A 22324-nucleotide genomic window follows, 5' to 3' on the forward strand; every position below is an offset into this window, starting at 1 on the left:
GGCTGGATGCGCTGGGTGGGGTGAGCGCGTCGGGTGGGCTGGAAACGTTGGGTGCGCCGGATGGGCTGGGGAGGGCGGGTTGGCCGGTGGCGGCCGGTACTCCGGTGTCGACCGGGACGGGGGTGTCGACGGGGACGGGGGTGTCGGCGGGGAGGGGAGTGTCGGTGGGTGGGGTGGTGAGGGCGGCCAGGTCGGTAGTGGGGGCGGTGCCCTTGGCGTCCACGGTGCTCAGCGGGCCGCCGGTCCACAGGTAGGTGACCTGCACCTTTACCGTGCCGCGCAGTTTGAGCGCGGCGTAGAGCGCGTCGGAAAGATCGATTCCGGCAGGGTTGAGCACCTCGCGGCCGCCGCCGTCCTCGCCGTCGTTGTGGTCGTCCTCGAACGCCGCCTGGGCCTGCGGCATCCCGCGCGGGAGGTCCTTGAAGCGTTCACGGTCCGCGTTCCAGTAGTCGTCGTCGATGTTCCACGGGCCGACGTCCCACACCGGCGCCCAGGCGCAGAAGCCGCCGGTCGCGCACACCTTCACCGAGTACTCGCCGCTGTCCCGCCCGGAGAGCGCGCGCTTGGAAGGCAGGGCTACGAAGTAGTCGTCGCGGGCGATCCGGTGGCCGTTCGCGGTGCGGCCGTTCACCAGGCCCTCCCGGGTGGCGAACACCGAGTAGCCGACCGGGCCGCCGTCACCGTCGGTGCCCGGCCCGCTGGCCGGTTCGGTGTGCACCGACAGCCCGCGCAGTTCGGTGTCGGCGCCGGCGTAACCGGCGCCCTGGGGCGGGCGTCCAGTCTGGCGCCCGCCGGTGAGCACCACCCGCAGCTGCAGTCGGACGCTCGGCCGGATCGCGGTGCCCGGCCCGTCGGGCTGGTTGGCCAGCCACTCCGTCCACCGGCCGTCGGCGAGCTGGCCGCGCACGTCCACGCGCACCGACGCGCCGGGCGGCACGGTGGCGTCCAGGCGGGTGGTCACCAGGCCGACGGGCTGGGGCGCCGGGTAGGCCGGGGTGAGCAGCATGCCGGTCGGTTCGGTGAGCCGCAGCGCCCCGCCGGTGAACGCCACGCCGACCGCCTGCCCGTGGGTCAGGTCCACCGTCCAGTCCGGCGCGTCGGCGGGACCGGTCGCGATCGCACTGGTCAGGGAGACCAATACGGAGAGCAATCGACCCAGCACGCGGGCCAGCACATATCACCAACGGATCAAGGTCAAAGCGACTCACCGCGACCATTAATCACCACATGGGTGAATCAGGTCGCTGTTTCGTCCAGTAGCCGGGTGACGGCGGCGCGGTCCGGCTTGCCGACGCCGCGCAGCGGCAGTTCGTCCAGCGTGCGCAGCAGGCGGGGCACGGCGGGCGCCCCGAGCTCGGTGCGCACCGCGTCGGCCAGCGCGGCGAGGTCCGGCGAGCCCTCGGCTACCAGTGCGGCCGCCACCAGCTGGCCCCATTCCGGGTCCGCCACGCCGACGACGCACGCGGCCCGTACCCCGGGTTGCGCGGCCAGCACCCGCTCCACGGCCGCCGGGTGCACCTTCTCGCCGCCGGTGGTGATCACGTCGTCGGCCCGGCCGAGCACCCGCAGCCGGCCGTCCGGGGTCCATTGGCCCAGGTCAGAGGTGCGGAAGCGGTCTTCGGCGAACGCGTCGGCGGTCATTTCCGGCAGTCCCAGGTAGCCGCTGGCCAGCACCGGGCCGGCCAGGGAGATCCGGCCGGTCTCGTCCAGGGAGACCACGACGCCGTCCAGCGGGCGCCCGTCGTAGACGCAGCCGCCCGAGGTCTCGCTCATGCCGTAGGTGGTGACCGCGTTGACCCCGGCCGAGCGGGCGGCGGCCAGCAGAACCGGGGGCGTTGCGGCGCCGCCGATCAGCACCCCGTGGAAGGTGCGCAGCGCGTCCAGCGCCGCGCCGCCGGCGGTCAGCACCCGGTGCAGCTGGGTGGGCACCAGCGAGGTGTACCGGCGCCCGTCGGGCAGGCGGTCGACGGCGGCCGCGAACCGCTCCGCGCGGAACCCGTCCCGGCTGTCCAGCACCACCGGCCGGTGGCCGGCCAGCAACCCGCGCACGATCACCTGCGCCCCGGCGACGTGGTGTGCGGGCAGCGCGAGCAGCCAGCACCCGGGGCCGCCCAGCCGGGCGTGCGTGGCCTCGGCGGACGCGCGCAGCGCGGAAGCGGGCAGGCAGACCCGTTTGGCCGCGCCGGTGCTGCCGGAGGTCTCGATGAGCAACGCCGCGCCCAACGGATCCGCGTCGGGCAGAGCGGGCGCCGCCCCGGCGTAAGGCACCACCGCCGCCCCGCCCTCCAGCGCCGCCTCCAGCGCATCCGCCAGCGCACCGGCCGACGCCGGCGAACCGTCGCACCCCACCAACCTCACCCGCCTACCCTACGGCGCACCACCCACCCGCCCGGCACAAGCGCCACCAGGCCGGCGCACGAGCCACCCGGCCGGCGCAGGAGCCACCCGGCCGCACACGCGCTTTGGCGCTGGCACACGTGCTGCAGAGCATGTGCCAGCGCCAAACGGTGTGTGTCGGTTTGGCCGTGGTCAGTCGGGGAGGAGGCGGAGGCCTTGTTCCACGGCCAGGCGGGCGGCGGAGGTGCGGCAGTCGGCGGCGAGCTTGTGCAGGATGTGCTCCACGTGGTGGGCGACGGTGCGCGCGCTGATGTCCAGCCGCCGGGCCACGGCCGCGTTGGGCAGGCCCTCGGTGATCAGTGTGAGCACCTGCAGCTCGCGTGCGGTGAGCGGGTGCGCCGGTTCGTCCGGTTCCACCACCAGCAGCGTTCCCGAGTCCAACCCGGCCACTTTGACCCGCAGCCAGCCGCCCGCGCCGAGGTGCCGGAACCGGCCCTCGCCCGCACCGGCCGAACGCCGGCGCAGCACCCGCCCGACCAGCGCTTCGTCCCAGTCGCCGGAGTCGGACAGCGGGACGACCTCGCCGGCCGGGGAGACCACCGCCGCCCGCCCACCGGGGGGCAGCTCGCCCAGGCCCAGCCGCAGCCGCCGGGTGACGTCCACCGAGGCGGCCAGCAGCGGCGCCGCGTGGTGCAGCGCGCGCAGCAGCTCGTCGGTGGGCAGCTCCACCGCCTCGGTGCTCACGTGCAGATCACCCACGTAGCGGCCGGAGCTGGTGACCAGCCGCGCGGTGGCCCCGCCGCCGTAGCCGGCCGGCCGCAGCACCCGGGTGGCCGAGCGGGAGGAGGGGTAGTCCACCGCCGCGTCCCGCCAGCCGCGCGCCCGGCGCTCCGGCTCCCGGCGCAGCAGCCGGTAGCCGACGTCGTCCACCAGGAACGCCGGCGAGCGCAGGAAGTCCAGGACCGGGCGCGGGTAGCTGGAGCAGAGCGCGCGGTGCCGCCCGGTGAACGGGTCGTACCGGACCAGCGCGGCCGCCACCACCGGCTCCGCCGCGCACAGCTCGCCCAGCACGTCCTGGGCGGCCAGTTCCGGATCGTCGCGGGCGTGCGCGGCGGTGGCCAACCGCAGCGAGAGGTCCAGGGCGGAAAACGGGCCGGCTGCCATAGGCGGCACCTCCGAGGGGTGAAGGTGCCGCTAAGCCTAGAGCGGTTCGAGGGGCTCCGGATCGGCGAAGCGGCGCAGGACGTTGCCGGTGAGACGGGAGATGTCGTTGTCGTACCCGTTGTGCGCCAGGCTTCCCGACCACGCGATGGAACCGGTGGAGAACACCCCGCCGCCGCCCGCCGTGGTGAAGTACACGACGTCCGCGCGCACCTGGAAGCTGTCCGTGCCGCCCATCCCGTCGAACGGGAAGTAGATGTCCTCGGCCACCAGCGGATAGTTGTCCGAGTGCCGGCCGGCACTGGTGGCCAGCAGCAGGGTGTGCGCCGGGGTGCCCAGGGCCAGGTCGTAGCGGTCGCACTCGTGGCCGGCCGCACCGCCGCCGACCAGCCCGTGCGCGCCGATCTCGGTCGCCCCCTCCAGCCCGGAGATCAGCCAGGAAACCCGGGGGTCGGCGAAGTCGGACAGCGTGCTGTACGGCACGGAGTGGTCCATGCCCTCGGTGGTGAAACCCACCCCGAACAGCTTCTGCGGGGCGCGCCCCCGGTTGCGCCAGATCCCGCCGCGCTCCCCGGTGAACGCCATGTGCAGCTCGCCCGGCCGCGCCTGCCAGGCCCGGCAGCCGGCCTCGCCCTTGCGCACCTCCAGCAGGTGCGGCTTGTCCGGGTGCTGGGCGGTGACCCAGTAGAAGCCGTTGCCGCCCAGGTACATGGCCCGCCCGCCGCCGCCCAGGTAGGCCTCCCAGGCGTCCAGCATGCGCGCCGAGTAGTACTCCGGGTGGCTGCCGGTGAGCACCACGTTGTACCGGCCCAGCAGGTCGGCGCCCTCGGCCTCCAGGTCCTCGTCGGTGGCCACGTCGAACTCCACGCCGGTACCGGTCAGCCAGTCCACGATGTGCAGGTCGGCGGGCAGCTGCCAGAGTGAACCGGTGGCGCTGCGGTAGCCGGGCCGCATGTTCGGCACCGGGCGCAGGCGGCTGGTGTGCGCCACCCCGCTGCCGTCCGCGTGGTGGTCGTAGGTGGACAGCCCGTACTCCGGGTGGGCCAGCAGGTGCAGGTCCGGGGCGGCGAGCACCGAGGTGTGTCCGAGGATCGACTGCGCGACCGGCACCTCCGGCACGATGTGGTCGTTGGCGTAGGCCAGGTAGCTGTGCGTGGGAAACAGCAGCAGCACCCGCGCGGTGGCGGTGCCCCGGGGCGGCAGCACCCAGAACGGAATGTGGTCGGTGGTGTCCGCGTAGCGCACCCGCAGCGCGTACACGCCGCTGGGCAGCCCGTCCGGGACCACCAGCGTCACGTCGGTCTCCCAGCCGGCGTCCTCCAGCGCGTCGGCGTGGAAGTGCAGCGCCCCGTACTGGTCGGGCGCGTGCCGGTAGTTCTCCTCCCGGCCGGTCCAGTTGTGGCCGGTCATGCCCCGGTAGGGGGAGTTGTGGCACCGGCCGTGCAGCCCGTGCGGGCCGGTGTCCGTGCACCGGTCGGTGGTGACGCCTTCGGAAGTGATGTCGGCGCCGAAGTCCCAGGCCGCGATCACGCCGCCGGGGCCGGAAACGGCGGGGGAGTCCAGCTTGCCGTTGTAGTAACCGACCGGACCGTCGATCCGGGAGTCCCAGGCCGCGCCGAGCACGGCCGGCGCATCGGCCGCCGTGGCCGACCCGGTGCCTTCCCCGGAGGTCGCGGCGGCCAGCCCGACGGCCGGGCTCCAGATGCTGTTGGTCGAGGTCAACGTGGGTTCGGCGCGGACCCGTGCGGTGCCGTCGGCCCAGCTCGCGGTGATCGCGTACCAGACCCAGGCGTGCAGCGGCTCGTCCGAGACGGTCTGGTGCACGGTCTCCCCGTCGCCCAGCCGCAGCGCCAGCCGGCCGCCGTCCACCAGGCCGACCCACCAGCCGCGCCGCGACGCCTCGTCCCACCGGGAGAGAAGCGCCTGCTCGCCCGCGCCGGGCAGGGTCGGTTGGGCGTACCCCCGCACCTCGCCGGCGCCCTCCAGCGCCAGCGCGCCGCCGCCGTCGGCCACGACGACCGCCGCGCCCGGCCGGATGACCTGGGTACGCGCCGGATAGTCGCCGGTCGCCGGGGTGGGCACGACCTCCTCGAGGAAGCCGGGGCCGGCGGGGTTGGTGTCGCCGTTGCGCAGCCGCACCACCTCGGCCCGGAACTCGCCGCCGCCGGAACAGCTGATCCTGAACTCGATCGGTTCGCCGGGGGCCACGGAGAACCGGTCGGCGTAACCGACCACTTCGACGGTCATCGCGCGACCGGCCCGGACTCGGACCGCAGCTCGGCCACCCGGCGCAGGAACACCGCGTGCATCGCCTCGGCCTCGGTGCCGTACGGCCCGTCGTCCAGCACGGCCGGCGCCTCGCCGCGCACCCCGCTGAACACGCCGATTCGGTACTCCCGCCAGGGGCGGGTGGCCACCACGACGTACTTGCCCGGCAGCGGGGCCCGGCGCAGGTGGCGCAGCACCCGTTGCAGCACGTCACCGTGCGGCCCGGTCGGGTTGGCCGCGTGCTCCGCGATCACCTCCTCGGTGACCAGTGCGGCCGTCCTGGCCCGCGCTCCCGCGTCGAACAGCTGGTACACCTCGAGCTCTCGGTCCCGCATGCGGTTAGCGAACCGTCCCGCGCGCCGGCCCTCAATGGGCAGGATTGCCCATCTGAACCTCAGTAGTACCAGGGGAAACGGGACCAGTCGGGTGCGCGCTTCTCCAGGAACGAGTCGCGGCCCTCGACCGCCTCGTCGGTCATGTAGGCCAGCCGGGTGGTCTCGCCGGCGAACAGCTGCTGGCCGACCAGGCCGTCGTCGATCAGGTTGAACGAGTACTTGAGCATCCGCTGGGCGGTCGGGGACTTGCCGTTGATCTCCTTGGCCCACTGGATGGCCCCGGCCTCCAGCTCGGCGTGCGGGAACACCTCGTTCACCGCGCCCATCCGGTGCATCTGCTCGGCCGAGTAGGTGCGGCCCAGGAAGAAGATCTCCCGGGCGAACTTCTGGCCCACCGCGCGGGCCAGGTAGGCCGAGCCGTAGCCGCCATCGAACGAACCGACGTCCGCGTCGGTCTGCTTGAACCGGGCGTGTTCGGCCGAGGCCAGGGTCAGGTCGCACACCGAGTGCAGGCTGTGCCCGCCGCCGGCCGCCCAGCCGTTCACCACGGCGATGACCACCTTGGGCATGAACCGGATCAGCCGCTGGCACTCCAGGATGTGCAGCCGGCCGGCGCGGGCGGGGTCGATGGTGTCCGCGGTCTCGCCGCTGGCGTACTGGTAACCCGTACGGCCGCGGATGCGCTGGTCCCCGCCGGAGCAGAAGGACCAGACGCCGTCCTTGGGAGCCGGCCCGTTGCCGGTGAGCAGCACGCAGCCGACGTCGGAGCTCATCCGGGCGTGGTCCAGGGCCCGGTACAGCTCGTCCACCGTGCCGGGGCGGAACGCGTTGCGCACCTCCGGCCGGTTGAACGCGATGCGCACGGTGCCGTGCTCGACGTGCCGGTGGTAGGTGATGTCGGTGAAGTCGAACCCGGGAAGCTCGCGCCAGGCGGCCGGGTCGAAGGTCTCCGAGACGGAGTCGTTGGCGGTCACGAAGGATCACCATATGGTGCTGCCCGAACCCGGCGGGGCCTGGCCGGGTTCGGGCAGCAGATTGGGGGTGCCCTCTGGGGGAGGGTTGACTAGCGGGGGCTCTCCTGCACGTTGGAGACCGTGCGGGCCGGCGGCTGGGTGCCGCCGGTCGAGGCGCGGGAGTTGCTGCCGGTACCCGTGCCGCCCAGCTTGCCGTTGCACGGCGTGCCCCAGAAGCCGGCCTTGTTGCTCTTGGCCTCTTCCTCGGCGGCCTTGATCTCCGCCGCCCTGGCCACCGGCTGCGGGCTCTCGTAGTAGCGGGCCATGCCGGCGCGCACCGCCATCTCCGAGTAGTCGCCGCCGTCGGCCAGCCGCACGAACGCCTGCTTGCGGCCGGACTTGTCGGTTGCCGCCTGGGAGGCGTCGGTAACCAGCGTGACCTGCGCGTTGTGCAGGGTCTTCACCGCGTAGGCCTTGGCCGCCGTGGCGCCGCACTGGTTCTTGTCGGCGCGCGGGGCGACGATGCCGAGCACCACCACCGGACCGGTCACCCCGGGGCCGGCCACCTCCACGGTCTCGCCGTCGATCACCTTGGTCACCGTGGCCGCCGTGCCGACCGGCTGGTCGATCGAGGCCGCCGGGGCCGGGCTCACCGGTGCGGCCACCGGCTGCGAGTTGGTGGAGATCAGCTTGGCGCTGCCGATCGCGGCCAGCCCGATCAGCCCGGCCGCGCCGGCGCCCAGCCAGATCCACTTCTTGGTGTTGCGGCCGGACGGCTTGGACGCGGGTCGCAGCGGCGTGACGTTGCCCGCCTTGTCCCCGTCCTTCTTGTCGGCCTTGTCGGTGGCGGCCAGCAGCGCGGTGCTCGACTCGGTGGCCTTGCCCTCCTTGGCGGCGCCCTTGCCGGCCGCTTCGGCCGGCGGCATCCGCCAGGTGATCGGCTTGGGCCGGTCGGCGGCGTCCGCGTCGTCCTTGAGCTCCGGCTCGTCGGTGCGCTGGGTGACCAGCTGGCTGACCGGCACCTCACCGGCGATCGCGGTGGGGCTGCCGATGGCGTCGGCGGAAACCGCGCTCGGCGGCAGCGGAGCCCCCGGCACCGGTGCGGCCGACGGCGCGAGCACCACCGGCTGCGGCTGGTTGGTGCCGCTGTCGGCCAGCATGGTGACCGGCACGGCGGCGGCGGTCAGCGCCTCCGCCGAACCGAACGCGGCCACGCGCTGCTCCAGCCCCTCCACACCGCCGGCCTGGGTCGGCACCGGGAAGACGGCGCTGCCCTGGGCCTGCGGGATGCCCACTGTGCTCGCCTGGGTCGGGAAACCCGCCTGCTGGGCCGGGAAGCCGCCGCGCGGCTGCCCGCCGCCGGGCTGTCCCTGCTGGCCGGGGAATCTCGGCTGCTGCGCCGGGAAGTTCCCGCTGGTGGGCTGCTGGGCCGGGAACCCGCCGCTCTGTGGCTGCTGGGTGCCGCCCTGCGGCTGCGCCGGGAAGCCCCCGCTGGCCGGCTGCTGAACGGGGAAGTTCCCGCTGGCCGGCTGCTGCGCGGGGAAGTTCCCGCTGGCCGGCTGCTGCGCGGGGAAACCCCCGCTGACCGGCTGCTGCGTGGGGAACGATCCGCTGGCCGGCTGCTGGGCCGGGAAGTTCCCGCTGGCCGGCTGCTGGGCCGGGAAGGATCCACTGGTCGGCTGCTGCGCGGGGAAGGATCCGCTGGCCGGCTGCTGGGCCGGGAAGGATCCGCTGGCCGGCTGCTGCGCCGCGTAGGATCCACTGGCCGGCTGCTGGGCGGGGTAGTTCCCGCCGGCCGGCTGCTGGGCCGGGAAGCCGCCGCTGGTGGGCTGCTGGGCCGGGAAGTTTCCGCTGGCCGGCTGTTGCGCCGGGAACTCGCCGCTCGGCGCCTGCGCTCCGAACGGGTCGCTCTGCGGCTGGGCCGCGAACGGGTCGCCCTGCGGCTGGGCCGCGAACGGGTCGTTCTGCTGGGCCGCGAACGGATCGCCCGGCGGCTGGGCACCGAACGGGTCACCCTGCGGCTGGGCCGCGAAGGCGTCGCTCCTCGGCTGCGCCAGGAAGCCGTCGCTGTTCGACTGGCCGGAGAAGCCGCCGGGTTGCTGCGCCGCCCAGGCGCCGCTCCACGGCTGCTCACCACCGGGCTGCCCCTGCTGGGCCGGGAAGCCACCGTGCGGCTGGCCCGGAAGACCTCCGGAGGCCGGCTGCTGCGCGGGGAAGCTCCCGCTCGCCGGCTGCGCCGGGTAGCCGCCCTGCGACGCCAGGCCGCTGAGCTGCTGCGCCGTACCCGCGGTGACGTGTACCGGGAAGCGGGTCTGTCCCGGGATGCCGGCAGGGTCCCCACCCGCCTGCACCGGGAAGCCACCGGACTCCAGCCCGGAGTGCTCCTCGCCGAACAGCTGCCTCGGTGCATTGCGGGCGATGAAGCCACGCAGCACGGCGACCACGTCGGCCCCGTCCGCCAGCGGCACGTCTCGCAGTTCGGCGACGCTGTTCGAGTCTCTGATGGTGATCGTCCCGGTGATCCCGTCGACCGTCCAGTCGGCTCCGGAGAGCCGCTCCACCGGGTAGCCCTCGCTGGCCTGCCCGCTCCGCCCGTCCCGCAGCAGCAGGACACGGTGGTTCGTCACGGCCAACAGTCCGGTGCCTGTCCCATAGACTCCGGACGTCATCCGTGCAACGGTCTCGCCATCCCTAAGGTAGGCGTCTAGCCGCCTGATCTCCCGGCTCACGTCGTGCCCGGAAGTCATGCGCACAGCAGCGGTCGCAATGTCGGACCTGAGCTCCATGGCGACTTCCCCCAATCGCATTGCTCGGGTCGGCCGCGTCTTGCTTGCGGCTCGACTTCATATGGAGTAACGACCAATTGCGGGCCTCGATACTGGCGACAATCCTTTCCCGAGCGTCATCGGAAAGTCGCGGAACGTGAACTCCGCCATCCGTGCCGTTAGGCCATTTGAATTAACGGATCGAATTTCACCGATGTAATTTAACAGCTGAGCAGGGGTTTTGCCCGCGATCTTTATGGCTGGATGTGACCGCGATCGCACATCATTCGCGCACGCAAGTCTCGATTCGGGGGTGTGTCGCTAGCGTGCCGAGGCTTTCGAAGCCAGCACATCACCCGAAAGGACTAGCGTGTCGTGTTGCGCAGCCCACAGTTGGAGCATCAACGGCCCGGCGGCCCGCCGGAGCACGCGCCACGCTGAGTGACCATGCCGGCGCGCAACCTTGGCCGGTGGCATGGCCCATGGCACGATTCTGACCCTGATGAAGCAGGTAGAGCCCACCGCAACAGTCAACGAGCAGGTGTTGGACGCCCTTCGCGCGGCCGTGATCACCGGTGAGCTCCCGCCGGGCACGCTTCACTCGGTGCACACGCTGGCCGAGCAGCTCGGCGTGTCCCGCACCCCGGTGCGCGAGGCGCTGATCAAGCTGGCCCAGCTGGGCATGGTCCGGTTCGAGCGGAACCGGGGCGTGCGCATCCTGCAGACCTCGCTGCACGACCTCGAGGAGGTCTTCGCGCTGCGCCTGCTGCTCGAGGTGCCGGCCACCCGGCGCGCGGTGCGGCTGCTCGGCTCGGACGGCCGGCGCGAGCTGCGCGCGGTGTTCGAGGCGATGCGCGGCGCGGCAGTGGCCGACGAAGAGTACGAGATGTGGCAGCACGACCGGCACTTCCACCGGGTGCTGCTGGAGGCCTCGGGCAACGGCCGGCTGGCCGAGTACGTGGACAGCCTGCGGGACATGGTGCTGCGCCGGGGCGCGTCCACCGCGCACCGGTCCCGCTCGCTGGACGACATCGTGGAGGAGCACCGCGCGGTCCTCCACCGGGTGGAGGCGGGCGACGCGGACGGCGCGGCCGACGCCATGCGGGCGCACATCCTGCACACCGCCGAGCTGCTGGTCGCCCAGGAGGCCGGTGAGGCGCCCGGCGCCGTCGACCTGGATCTCGGCTGGACCCGCCCCTGACGCAACCATCCCGCAACCATTGACGGGTGGCATGTGGCATGCCACCGTCGGGTGTTGCCGCTCACACCCTTTCAGCGCCGAAGGGACCCGCCACATGGCCACCGCGAACAAGGTCAGCATCATCCCGTGCGGGGCGATGTCCGCCGACCTGACCTGGCTGCTGCTCAAGCCGGGTCGTTCCATCACCGACCGGAGCCACAAGAACGACCCGGCGCCGTGGGTGGACGTGCCCACGCACTGCGTGCTGGTGGAGACCGACGAGGGCAAGCTGCTGTGGGACACCAGCTGCCCGAGGGACTGGGAGGAGCGCTGGGGCCCGACCGGGCTGCAGGAGTTCTTCCCCTACGACCGGGTGAGCGACGAGGAGTACCTGGACTCCCGGCTGAACCAGATGGGCGTGGGCCTGGACGAGATCGACTACGTGGTGCTCTCCCACCTGCACTTCGACCACGCCGGCAACGCCAACATGTTCAAGGAGACCAACGCCAAGCTGGTCTGCCACGAGCGGGAGAAGGAGTTCGCCTTCGGCTTCGACGGGCTGTTCACCGGCGCGCACCTGAAGACCGACTACGAGCAGCTGAACTTCCAGACCGTCAACGGGGACACCGAGCTCCTGCCCGGGGTCACCCTGATCGAGTCGCCGGGGCACACCGTCGGCTGCATGTCCATGCAGGTCGACCTGCCCAACAGCGGCACGATGATCTTCACGTCGGACGCGGTGTACATGGGCGAGAGCTACGGCCCGCCGGCCACCCCGGCGGCGATCGTGAACAACCTGGAGCAGTTCTACGCCTCGGTGGAGAAGCTGCGCGGCATCCAGGAGCGCACCAACGCGACCATGGTGTTCGGCCACGACGCCGAGCAGATCCACAAGCTGCGCACCGCGCCGGAGGGCTCGTACACGTGAGCGCCCCCGAGCTGACCGAAGAGACGATCTTCACCTGGGGTGCCCCGCCGCTGAAGTTCGGCGCCGGTGCGGTGGACGAGGTGGGCTTCGAGATGTCCGCCTACGGGGCACACCGGGTGCTGATCGTGACCGACTCCGGGGTGCACGGGCTGGGCATCCCGCAGCGCATCGCCGACAACCTGCGCCGGTACAAGATCGAGGCGGAGATCTTCGACGGCGTGCACGTCGAGCCGACCGACGACTCGATGAACAAGGCGGTGGAGTACGCCCGCGCGCAGGGTGACTGGGACGGGTTCGTCGCGGTGGGCGGCGGCTCGGCGATCGACACCGCCAAGGCGATCAACCTGCTGACCACCTGTTCCGGCGAGCTGATGGACTACATCAACCCGCCGATCGGCAGCGGACGGGTGCCGGACGGGGCGCTCAAGCCGCTGATCGCCATCCCCACCACGGCCGGCACCGGCTCGGAGTCCACCGCGATGTGCGTGCTGGACATCCTGTCGATGAAGGTGAAGACCGGGATCAGCAGCTGGCGGCTGCGGCCCACCCTGGCGGTGATCGACCCGCTGCTCACCCTGTCACTGCCGCCGCAGGTCACGGCGGCCTCCGGGATGGACATCGTGTGCCACGCGGTGGAGTCCTACACCGCGCGCTGGTACACCACGTTCGACCGGAAGCAGCCGGAGCAGCGGGTCACCTACTGCGGCTCCAACCCGGTGTCCGACCTGTGGTGCGAGCGGGCCATGCAGCTGCTGGCGCGTTCCTTCCGGCGGGCGGTGCACGAGGGCGCGGAGAACCTCGAGGCCCGCTCGGACATGATGATGGCGGCCACCTTCGCCGGCATGGGGTTCGGCAACTCCGGGGTGCACATCCCGCACGCCAACGCCTACCCGATCGCCGGCATGGTGAAGGACTACATCCCGGAGGGCTACCCGCCGGACGAGCCGATGGTGCCGCACGGCCAGTCGGTGTCGCTGACCGCGCCGGAGGCCTTCCGGTTCTCCTTCGAGAGCGCGCCGGAGCGGCACCTGAAGGCCGCCGCGCTGATGGACCCGGACGCGGAGAAGCACAACGACCCGCGCGAGCAGCTGCCCTCCGTGCTGATCAGCCTGATGCGGGACATCGACATCCCGAACGGCATCGGCGGCGTCGGCTACACCGAGTCCGACGTGCCCGACCTGGTCCCTGGCACCATGAAACAACAGCGCCTCCTGGCCACCTGTCCGCGCACACCGACGGAGGAGGACATCGCCGCCATCCTCACCAAGTCCGTCCAAAACTGGTGATTCAGTGCCTTCAGCAGGGTGATTCAGTCACTTCAGCACAGTGATTCAGTGCGTTCAGCAGGGTGACTCAGTCACTCCAGCAGCGTCGAAGGGGCTCGCATGCCGATCTACGTCTACCGGTGCGCGCCGTGTGAGCTGCGCTTCGAGCGGCTGGCCACGTTCGACGCGGACGCGCCCGGCTGCCCGTCCTGCGGCGGCGACACCCGGAAGGTGCCGGCCGGATTCAGCCTCGGCGGGCAGGCCGAGCGGTCCGGCGCCGGCGGGCTGAGCCGGGACCAGATGCCGCAGACCTGGCGCGGCACTTTCAACGGCAACCGGGAGTACGTGACCGGGTTGCGCCGGCAATGGGACCGCCGGCAGCGGCTGGAGGCCAAGTACCCGGAGATCGCCGGCGACCAGCGGCCGATCCTGGCCCACGAGGGCCGCTACCACGACGTCCCGCTGCGCGCCGGTGACCCGGTGCTCGGCGCCTCGGAGCAGCCGCCCGCCACCGGGCACGGGCATGGACACGGACACGGACACGGCCATGGTCACGGACCCGGCGCCGGGAACGGTCAGGGACATTCGGCCCCTGACCAGGGAAAGACCGGAAATTCCTCGGAGGGGTCGGTGAAGCCGCGATCGACCGGGGACGCACACTGAGCAGGTGAGTACCCCCGTTTCAGACCAGGATGCCCGCGCCCTCCGGGCGGATCTCGCCGCCCGGGTGGCCGGGGAGGTGCGGTTCGACACCGCCAGCCGGGCCATGTGGTCGGCCGACGCGTCTAACTACCGCCGGATTCCCATCGGCGTGGTGCGCCCGCGCGACACCGCCGACGCGGAGGCCGCGATCGCGGTCTGCCGGGAGCACGGCGTGCCGGTGCTGCCCCGGGGGGCCGGCACGTCCATCGCCGGCCAGGCGGTGAACACGGCGGTGGTGCTCGACTACGCCAAGCACTGCAACCGAATCCTGGAGATCGACCCGGACGCCCGCACCGCGCGGGTGGAGCCGGGCGTGGTGTGTGACCAGCTGCGCGACGCGGCCCGCCCCTACGGGCTGACCTTCGGGCCGGACCCGTCCACGCACAACCGCTGCACCCTCGGCGGGATGATCGGCAACAACGCCTGCGGCTCGCACTCGGTGGCCTGGGGCAAGACGGTGGACAACGTGCACGCGCTGGACGTGCTCACCTACCGGGGGGAGCGCCTGCTTCTCGGCCCCGGCGGCACCCTGCCCCGCGGCGCCGACCCGTTGCATATTTCCACGCAGAGCCATAGCGACGCCGAGAGCATCCCCGATGCATTGCGTCAGTTGGGTGAACGGCTGGGCGACGACGTGCGTGCCGCGTTCCCCGAGCTGACCCGCCGGGTGTCCGGTTACAACCTGGACCAGCTGCTCCCGGAGAACGGGTTCGACCTGGCCAAGGCGCTGGTCGGCACCGAGGGCACCTGCGTCACGGTGCTCGGCGCCACCATGCGCCTGGTCGAGTCGCCGCCCGCTCGCGCGCTGGCCGTGCTCGGCTTCCCGGACGCTTACACCGCCGCCGACAACGTGATGGTGGTGCGCGAGCACAACCCGCTGACCATCGAGGGCATGGACGCCGGCCTGATCGCCGCGCTGCGGGCGCACAACCCCAACGAGACGACCAGCCGTGCGCTGCCCGAGGGCGGCGGCTGGCTGTACGTGGAGACCGGCGGCGCCACCCGCGAGGAGGCGGAAGCGGCCGCGCACGCCGTGGTGAAGGCGATGAAGCCGTACGGGCAGACCGGCAGCGTGGTGGTTTCCGACCCGGTCCGGATGCGCGCGCTGTGGCGGGTGCGGGAGGACGGCGCCGGCATCCTGACCCGGTCCCCGGACGGCGGCGAGGCGTGGCCCGGCTGGGAGGACGCGGCCGTGCCGCCGGAGCGGTTCGGCGCCTACCTGCGGGAGTTCGACCAGGTGCTGGCCCGGCACGGCCGGCGGGGCGTGTACTACGGGCACTTCGGGGACGGCTGCCTGCACGTGCGGATCGACTTCGACCTGTTGACGCGGGAAGGCATCGCCAACTTCCGTTCCTTCATGGAAGACGCGGCGGACGCGGTCGTCAAATACGGCGGGTCGCTGTCCGGCGAGCACGGCGACGGGCAGGCCCGGGCCGAGCTGCTGCCCCGGATGTACCCGAAGGAGATCATCTCCGGGTTCGAGGAGTTCAAGGCGATCTGGGACCCGGACGACGCGATGAACCCGGGCTGCCTGGTTCGGCCCAAGCGGATGGACGAGGACCTGCGCATCTTCGTCGGCATGCCCCGGCTTTCCGGCAAGCCGGAGCTGGCCTTCGCGCACGACCGGGGGGACTTCGGCCGGGCCGCCCGGCGCTGCCTCGGGGTGGGCCGCTGCGTGACCGGTTCCGGCGGCGTGATGTGCCCCAGCTACCGGGCGACCGGGGAGGAGATGCACTCCACCCGGGGCCGGGCCCGGCTGCTGTTCGAGATGGCCAACGGCGAGGTGATCACCGACGGCTGGAAGTCCCCCGAGGTGGCCGAGGCGCTCGACCTGTGCCTGTCCTGCAAGGGCTGCAAGCGGGACTGCCCGGTCGGCGTGGACATGGCCGCCTACAAGACCGAGTTCCTGGCCCAGCGCTACAAGAACCGCCCCCGCCCCCTGACCCACTACTCCATGGGCGCGCTGCCCCGCTGGCTCCGCCTGGTGGCCCGGGTACCCGGGTTGCCGCGCGCCCTGAACGCGGCGGCCCGCCGCCCCCGCCTCGCCGCGGTAGCCAAGCGCCTGGGCGGCATAGCCCCCGAACGCGCCATCCCGCCCCTGGCCGAGCGGCCCCTGCGGGCATCCCGGCGTTCCTTCGGCGAGACCGGTACCCGGGGTCGGGTGGTGCTCTGGCTGGACACGTTCACCGGGCACTTCGACCCGGTGATCGCCGGCGACGCGGTGGCCGTGCTGACCGCGCTGGGGTACCGGGTGGAGCTGCCGGCGGGCGAGGTGTGCTGCGGGCTGACCTGGTTCTCCACCGGGCAGCTGGGCGCCGCCCGGCGGGTGCTGCGCCGCACGCTGGACACCCTGCGGCCGTGGCTGCGGGAATCGGTGCCGGTGGTCGCCCTGGAGCCCAGCTGTGCCGCCGCGCTGCGCGCCGACCTGCCCGAACTGCTGCCGGACGAGCCCGACGCGAAGGCCCTGGCCGGCGCCGTGCGCACCTTCGCCGAGGTGCTCGCGCCGCACGCCGCCGAGCTCACCGAGCTGGCCGACCGGGCCGGCCCGCCCGCCACCGGCCGCCGGGCGCTGGTGCAGACCCACTGCCACCAGCACGCCGACCTGGGCAACGAGGCCGACCGGACGGTCCTGGGCGCACTGCGGGTGGACGCCGAGGTGCTCGACTCCGGCTGCTGCGGCCTGGCCGGCAACTTCGGCTTCGAGAAGGGGCACTACGAGGTGTCCATGGCCTGCGCCGAACGGGTGCTCCTCCCCGCCGTCCGCGCCGCCGACCCGGACGTCGCCGTCCTGGCCGACGGCTTCTCCTGCCGCACCCAACTCCGCCAAGCGGGAACCCGGGAGCCCGTCCACCTAGCCCAGCTGGCCGCCGACGCCCTCGGGTTGCGCTGAGCGGTCAGGACTCGGTCAGGTGGCCGGCGGTTAGGTGCCAGTGGCGGGTGGTGCGGACGGTGTCGAGCATGCGGCGGTCGTGGGTGACCAGGAGCACCGTGCCGGGGTAGGAGTCCAGGGCGGACTCCAGCTGCTCGATGGCGGGGAGGTCCAGGTGGTTGGTGGGCTCGTCCAGGACCAGGAGGTTCACCTCGCGGGCCTGGAGCAGGGCCAGCGCGGCGCGGGTGCGCTCGCCGGGGGAGAGGGAGTCGGCGGGGCGCGGGGCGTGCGCGGCGGTGAGGCCGAACTTGGCCAGCAGGGTGCGCACGTCCGACTCCGGCCAGTCCGGCACCTGGGCGCGGAACGCGTCGGTGAGCGGCTCGCCGCCGAGGAACAGGCCCCGGGCCTGGTCCACCTCGCCGACCCGCACCGACGGACCCAGCGTCGCGGTCCCCGAGGTCAGCGGCAGCCGGCCGAGCAGCGCGCCGAGCAGGGTGGACTTGCCGGAGCCGTTGGCCCCGGTGATGGCGATCCGGTCGGCCCAGTCCACCTGCGCGTCGACCGGCCCGAGCTGGAACTCACCCCGCCGCACCACCGCGCCGCGCAGCCCGGCCACCACCGCCCCGGCCCGGGGGGCCACCGCGATGCTCATCCGCAGCTGCCATTCCTTGCGCGGTTCCTCGACCTCTTCCAGGCGTTCGATCATGCGGTCGGTCTGCCGGGCCTTGGCCGCCTGCTTCTCCGCGGTGGCGCCCGCGTGGTGACGGATGAACTTGTCCCGTTCGGAGCCGTCGGCGATCTTGCGGCGGGCATTGCGGACGCCCACGCTGGCCCAGTTGCGCTGCATCCGGGAGCGCGCCTTCAGCGAGTGCAGGGTGTCCGAGTACTCCTCGTACGCCTCCCGGGCGTGCCGCCGCGCGACCTCCCGCTCGTCCAGGTAGGCCTGGTATCCGCCCTGGTAGACGCCCACCCGCTGCTGCGCCAGGTCCAGCTCCACCACCCGGTTGACGGTGCGCGCGAGGAACTCCCGGTCGTGGCTGACCAGCACGGTCGGCGCGCGCAGCCCGGTGACGAAGCCCTCCAGCAGGGCCAGCCCGGCCAGGTCCAGGTCGTTGGTCGGCTCGTCCAGCAGTAGCACGTCGTAACGGGACGCGAGCAGTGCGGCCAGCCCGGCGCGGGCCGCCTGGCCACCGGAGAGGTCGGTCATCGCGGCGTCCGCGCCGGCGGAAAGGCCGACCTCGGCGAGCACCCCGTCCACCCGGTCGTCCAGGTCCGCCCCGCCGAGGGCCAGCCAGCGCTCCAGCGCGGTGGCGTAGGCCTCGTCGGCGCCCGGGCTGCCCTCGGTGAGCGCGGCCGTGGTCGCCTCCAACACGGCGGCGGACTCGGTCACCCCGGTGCGGCGGGCCAGGTAGGCGCGCACGGTCTCGCCCGGGATGCGCTCGGGCTCCTGGTGCAGCAGGCCGACGGTGGCCTCCGGCGGGGCCAGGGTGACCCGGCCGTGCTCCGGCCGGTCGGCGCCGGCGAGCAGGCGCAACAACGTCGACTTCCCGGCGCCGTTGGCGCCGACCAGGCCCACGACGTCGCCCGGGGCGACGATCAGGTTGAGATCGCTGAACAGGGTGCGGTCGCCGTGCCCGGCGGCCAGCTCCACTGCCTGCAGAGTGGCACTCACCGCGCCCAAGCTAGTCGACCACCCCGGATTGGGGGAAAAGATTGCTTGCGCGGGTAACAGGCGTGTGGCCGGGTAGGCTGGTCGACATGACACAGGTACCCGGTTTTCGGCTGAACAATGGTGTGGAGATCCCTCAGCTCGGCTTCGGTGTGTTCCAGGTCCCGCCGGACGAGACGGCGCGGATCGTCGGGGAGGCCTTCGCCGCTGGTTACCGGCACATCGACACCGCCCAGATGTACCGCAACGAGGAGGGCGTCGGACGGGCCATCGCCGACTCCGGCCTGGCCCGCGACGAGGTGTTCGTCACCACCAAGCTGAACAACGGCGCGCACGGCTACGACGAGGCCATCGCCGCACTGGAGGACAGCCTGACCAAGCTGCGACTGGACCACGTGGACCTGTTCCTGATCCACTGGCCGCTGCCGCACCAGGACCGCTACGTGGACACCTGGAAGGGCTTCGAGAAGCTGCTGGCGGACGGCAAGACCCGGGCCATCGGGGTGTCCAACTTCCAGCCCGCGCACCTGGACCGGCTGGCCGCCGGGACGGACACCGTGCCGAGCGTGAACCAGATCGAGCTGCACCCCCGGCTCACCCAGGACGAGCTGCGCAAATACCACTCCGCGCACGGCATCGCCACCGAGGCGTGGAGCCCGATCGCCAAGGGCGAGGTGCTGGATCACCCGACCGTGGAGGCGTTGGCCCAGAAGTACGACCGCACCCCGGCGCAGATCGTGCTGCGCTGGCACCTGCAGATCGGCAACGTGGTCATCCCCAAGTCGGCCAACCCGACCCGGATGCGGGAGAACTTCGACGTCTTCGGCTTCGAGCTGGCCGACGACGACCTGGCCGAGATCGAGGCGCTGAACGAGGACTACCGCACCGGTCCGCACCCGGACACCTTCGGCCGCTGAAACCGGTCTGGGGAATCATGTGACACCGTGAGCTACGCACTGACCCTGGTACCCGCGCTGGACCGACCGGACCTGCTGGCCCCGCCGGTGGCCGACGTCATCGCCGGGCTCGGTCCGGCGGCTGCCGGGATCCAGGTGGCCGAGATCGACCCCGAGCTGGCCGACACGGCCGCGTTCTGCGAGCGCTACCAGGTGCCGCTGGACGAGTCGGCGAACTGCGTGCTGATCGCCGGCAAGCGGGCCGGCGAGAGCCGCATGGCCGCCGCGCTGGTGCTGGCCACCACCCGGGCGGACGTGAACGGCGCGGTCCGGCGGCTGCTGGACGTGCGCAAGGCCTCATTCGCCAGCCGGGACGCGGCCACCGGCGGGACCGGCATGGAGTACGGCGGCATCACCCCGCTCGGGCTGCCCGCCGAGTGGCCGGTCTACCTGGACGCCGCCGTGGCGGCGGCGCCCCGCGTGGTGATCGGTTCGGGGGTCCGGCGCAGCAAACTGGTGATCTCCGGCGCGACGCTGGTCGGACTGCCCACGGTCACCGTGGTCGACGAGCTCGCCGTGCCGGTGGCACCGTAGAGCGTCGTGAACGACTCCCAGGCGCTGGCGGAGGCGCTGGTCGACGAGCTGGTGGGGTGCGGCGTCACGGACGCCGTGCTCTGCCCGGGCTCGCGCAACGCGCCGCTGTCCTTCGCCCTGCACCGGGCCGACCGGGCCGGCCGGCTGCGCCTGCACGTGCGGATCGACGAGCGGGGCGCCGGGTTCCTCGCGCTGGGCCTCGCGCTGGGTTCCGGGCGCGCGGTGCCGGTGGCCTGCACCTCCGGCACGGCGGCGGCGAACCTGCACCCGGCGGTGCTGGAGGCCAGCTATGCCGGGGTCCCGCTGCTCGCGCTGACCGCCGACCGGCCGCCGGAGATGCTCGGTACCGGCGCCAACCAGACCATCGTGCAGACCGGGTTGTACGGCCCGGCCCCCCGGCTCGCCCACACCCTGGACGCGGCCGAAGGCCCGCCCGCCTGGCGCGCGTGGACCTCCCGCGCGGTAGCGGTCGCGGAAGGCCGGGCGGGCGACGGCCGGATCGGCCCGGTTCACCTGAACCTCCCCTTCGCCGAACCCCTGGTGCCCCAAACCCCGCGAGTTGGCGTTCCCAGCACACCGAGTCGGCGTTCTGAGCACACCGAGTCGGCGTTTGCCGGCATGCACACCGAGTCGGCGTTCGCCGGCGTGGACGCCGACCCGTTGGCGATGGACCCGGCCGCGCCGACCCTCGTGGTGGGCGGCTCGGTGCCGTGTGGCCCGGTGCCCGGGGTGGAGACGGCGGACGGCCCGCCGCCCCCGGTGGTGGCCGAGCCGAACTCGCCGCTGTGGCCGGCCGCGATGCGCACCGGGGCGTGGTTGCTCGGCGGCCCGCTGCCGGACGGGATGCGGCCCCGCCAGGTTCTGCTGCACGGCCGGCCCACGCTGCACCGCTCGGTGAGCCGCCTGCTCGCCGACCCGGAGGTGGCGGTGTACGCGGTGGCCGGGACGGCCGGCGTGACCGGCCCGGTCGCCGGGGAGCTGCCCGACTCGGTTCGTGCGGTCGGGATACCGCCGCCGTTGCGCCCGCCGCCCGAGTGGAGCGCCGGTTGGTGGCGGGCGGACCACAGTGCCTCGATCGCGCTGGACAAGGCGCTCGCCGAGCCGGCCGCGCCGACCGGCTTGCGACTGGCCGCCGCGCTGGTCGGCGCGCTGCCGGCCGGGGCGCTGCTGCAGCTCGGCTCGTCCAACCCGGTGCGGGACGTCTCGCTGGCCGCGGTGCCGCGCGCCGGGCTGACCGTGCGAGCCAACCGGGGGGTGGCCGGCATCGACGGCACCCTGTCCACGTCAATGGGTGCGGCGCTCGGACACGGCGGGCCTGGGTACGCCCTGCTCGGCGACCTGACCGCGCTGCACGACCTGACCGCGCTGGTGCTCGGCCCCGACGAACCGCGCCCGGACCTGACCCTGGTGGTGCTCAACGACGGCGGCGGCGGCATCTTCTCCCTGCTGGAACAGGGCGCGCCGGAGTACGCGTCCGGCTTCGAGCGGGTGTTCGGCACGCCGCACCGGGTGCGCCTGGACGCGCTGTGCACCGCGTTCGGGGTGACGCACCATCGAATAGCGCCGGACCTGGCCCAGCTGGTCGAGGCGTGCGCTCCGGCGTCCGGGCCGCGCCTGATCGAGGTCCCCGCCGAGCGGGCGGACCTGCGTTCCGGCCATGCGGCGCTGCGCGCCGCCGTCAATGCCACCCTCGCGTGACGTCCGGATCCGGATCCGTAGAATTCACCCGGTGAGCAGCCCGTCCACCACACCATCAGGCAGTGCTCCGGGAACCGCGCCCGCCGCCGTTCCCGCCGCGGCACCGGCCAACCAGGGTGCCGGGGGCCGCCTGCTCGACGAGGCGCGCGGGCTGCTGCTGCCGGTGGTCATGCCGGTGGTCCGGCGGCTCCCGGCGATCATCCTCAGCACCGCCGGCCTGGTCACCCTGGTCGGGGCGTTGGTGCTGGTCGGCGCGGCCAAGGACGACGCACTGATCGCGGCCAACTCCGCCGTGGCCACCGCCGAGGTGCTGCCCGGGTCGGACATGAGCCGCACGTTGATCAGGTTCACCACCGACGACGGCCAGACGGTGATCCCCGAGCGGGGCGTGTTCTACCCGCGCGGGCTGGAGCCCGGCCAACTGGTCAAGGTGGAGTACGACAGCACGCACCCCGACCGGGTCCGGGTGCTCGGCCGGGACGTGTCCATCGGCTACTGGCCGATCGGGCTGATGATCGCCATCTTCTGCGCGGTCACCCTGCCCATCGCGTTCCACCTGCGCGGACGCCAGCTGCGCCGGCTGGAAGAGGTGCGCGAGACGGCCGAGCGGATGGCCAAGGAGAAGGCCGAGCAGCTGGTCGAGGAAGAAGCGGCGCAGAAGCGCGACCAGATGCGCGCCGAGGCGGACCAGCAGAAGTAACACC

The 22324-nt window shown here is 72.9% G+C and carries 16 protein-coding genes; 9 read left to right on the forward strand and 7 right to left on the reverse strand.

The window, feature by feature from the left end; all coding sequences use genetic code 11:
• Positions 1–1236 precede the first annotated feature (1236 nt).
• The 6 genes from menE to ABEB12_RS14440 form a co-directional block, all read right to left on the reverse strand.
• Positions 1237–2358, reverse strand: a complete 1122-nt coding sequence (gene menE / locus ABEB12_RS14415) for an o-succinylbenzoate--CoA ligase (RefSeq protein ID WP_185063956.1) — start codon at positions 2356–2358, stop codon at positions 1237–1239.
• 171 nt (positions 2359–2529) lie between these two features.
• Complete coding sequence (locus tag ABEB12_RS14420) at positions 2530–3501, reverse strand: LuxR C-terminal-related transcriptional regulator (RefSeq protein WP_185063957.1); 972 nt, start codon at positions 3499–3501, stop codon at positions 2530–2532.
• A gap of 36 nt (positions 3502–3537) precedes the next feature.
• Positions 3538–5745 (reverse strand): N,N-dimethylformamidase beta subunit family domain-containing protein, encoded by a 2208-nt coding sequence (locus ABEB12_RS14425; RefSeq protein WP_185063958.1) that lies wholly within the window; start codon positions 5743–5745, stop codon positions 3538–3540.
• Complete coding sequence (locus ABEB12_RS14430) at positions 5742–6101, reverse strand: hypothetical protein (protein WP_185063959.1); 360 nt, start codon at positions 6099–6101, stop codon at positions 5742–5744. Before ABEB12_RS14430 ends, ABEB12_RS14425 begins: the two co-directional genes overlap by 4 nt.
• A 59-nt stretch (positions 6102–6160) precedes the next feature.
• A complete protein-coding gene (locus ABEB12_RS14435; protein WP_185063960.1) occupies positions 6161–7075 on the reverse strand; it encodes a 1,4-dihydroxy-2-naphthoyl-CoA synthase in 915 nt (304 codons plus the stop codon).
• 89 nt (positions 7076–7164) lie between these two features.
• Complete coding sequence (locus ABEB12_RS14440) at positions 7165–9681, reverse strand: thermonuclease family protein (RefSeq protein WP_185063961.1); 2517 nt, start codon at positions 9679–9681, stop codon at positions 7165–7167.
• Positions 9682–10321: 640 nt separating this feature from the next.
• Here ABEB12_RS14440 and ABEB12_RS14445 point away from each other — a divergent pair.
• From ABEB12_RS14445 to ABEB12_RS14465, 5 genes are all read left to right on the forward strand, one after another.
• Positions 10322–11020, forward strand: coding sequence for an FCD domain-containing protein (locus ABEB12_RS14445; protein WP_185063962.1), 699 nt, complete (start codon positions 10322–10324; stop codon positions 11018–11020).
• Positions 11021–11114: 94 nt separating this feature from the next.
• Complete coding sequence (locus tag ABEB12_RS14450) at positions 11115–11927, forward strand: MBL fold metallo-hydrolase (RefSeq protein ID WP_185063963.1); 813 nt, start codon at positions 11115–11117, stop codon at positions 11925–11927.
• On the forward strand, positions 11924–13213 hold the full coding sequence (locus ABEB12_RS14455; RefSeq protein WP_185063964.1) for an iron-containing alcohol dehydrogenase: 1290 nt from the start codon (positions 11924–11926) through the stop codon (positions 13211–13213). Before ABEB12_RS14450 ends, ABEB12_RS14455 begins: the two co-directional genes overlap by 4 nt.
• Before the next feature lie 99 nt (positions 13214–13312).
• Positions 13313–13855 (forward strand): FmdB family zinc ribbon protein, encoded by a 543-nt coding sequence (locus ABEB12_RS14460; protein WP_185063965.1) that lies wholly within the window; start codon positions 13313–13315, stop codon positions 13853–13855.
• Positions 13856–13859: 4 nt separating this feature from the next.
• Positions 13860–16784: an FAD-binding and (Fe-S)-binding domain-containing protein gene (locus ABEB12_RS14465; RefSeq protein WP_345702819.1), complete on the forward strand. Its 2925-nt coding sequence runs from the start codon at positions 13860–13862 to the stop codon at positions 16782–16784.
• Positions 16785–16788: 4 nt separating this feature from the next.
• Here the strand turns inward: ABEB12_RS14465 and ABEB12_RS14470 are convergent, their stop codons facing one another.
• Complete coding sequence (locus tag ABEB12_RS14470; RefSeq protein WP_185063966.1) at positions 16789–18435, reverse strand: ATP-binding cassette domain-containing protein; 1647 nt, start codon at positions 18433–18435, stop codon at positions 16789–16791.
• 86 nt (positions 18436–18521) lie between these two features.
• On the opposite strand from ABEB12_RS14470, the gene ABEB12_RS14475 reads away from it, so the two are divergent.
• Genes ABEB12_RS14475 through ABEB12_RS14490 form a run of 4 tightly spaced genes read left to right on the forward strand, consistent with a single transcriptional unit; the run spans position 18522 to position 22320 of the window.
• Positions 18522–19349: an aldo/keto reductase gene (locus tag ABEB12_RS14475; protein WP_185063967.1), complete on the forward strand. Its 828-nt coding sequence runs from the start codon at positions 18522–18524 to the stop codon at positions 19347–19349.
• Between the two features lie 27 nt (positions 19350–19376).
• Positions 19377–19922 carry a YbaK/EbsC family protein gene (locus tag ABEB12_RS14480; protein ID WP_185063968.1) on the forward strand — a complete coding sequence of 182 codons (546 nt, stop codon included), beginning with the start codon at positions 19377–19379 and terminating at the stop codon, positions 19920–19922.
• A gap of 6 nt (positions 19923–19928) precedes the next feature.
• On the forward strand, positions 19929–21620 hold the full coding sequence (gene menD, locus ABEB12_RS14485; protein ID WP_185063969.1) for a 2-succinyl-5-enolpyruvyl-6-hydroxy-3-cyclohexene-1-carboxylic-acid synthase: 1692 nt from the start codon (positions 19929–19931) through the stop codon (positions 21618–21620).
• A gap of 31 nt (positions 21621–21651) precedes the next feature.
• Positions 21652–22320: a DUF3592 domain-containing protein gene (locus ABEB12_RS14490; RefSeq protein ID WP_185063970.1), complete on the forward strand. Its 669-nt coding sequence runs from the start codon at positions 21652–21654 to the stop codon at positions 22318–22320.
• Positions 22321–22324 lie beyond the last annotated feature (4 nt).

Origin of the sequence: Actinospineispora eucalypti (assembly GCF_039543365.1) — a bacterium.
In the GTDB taxonomy this organism is placed as follows: domain Bacteria; phylum Actinomycetota; class Actinomycetes; order Mycobacteriales; family Pseudonocardiaceae; genus Pseudonocardia; species Pseudonocardia eucalypti.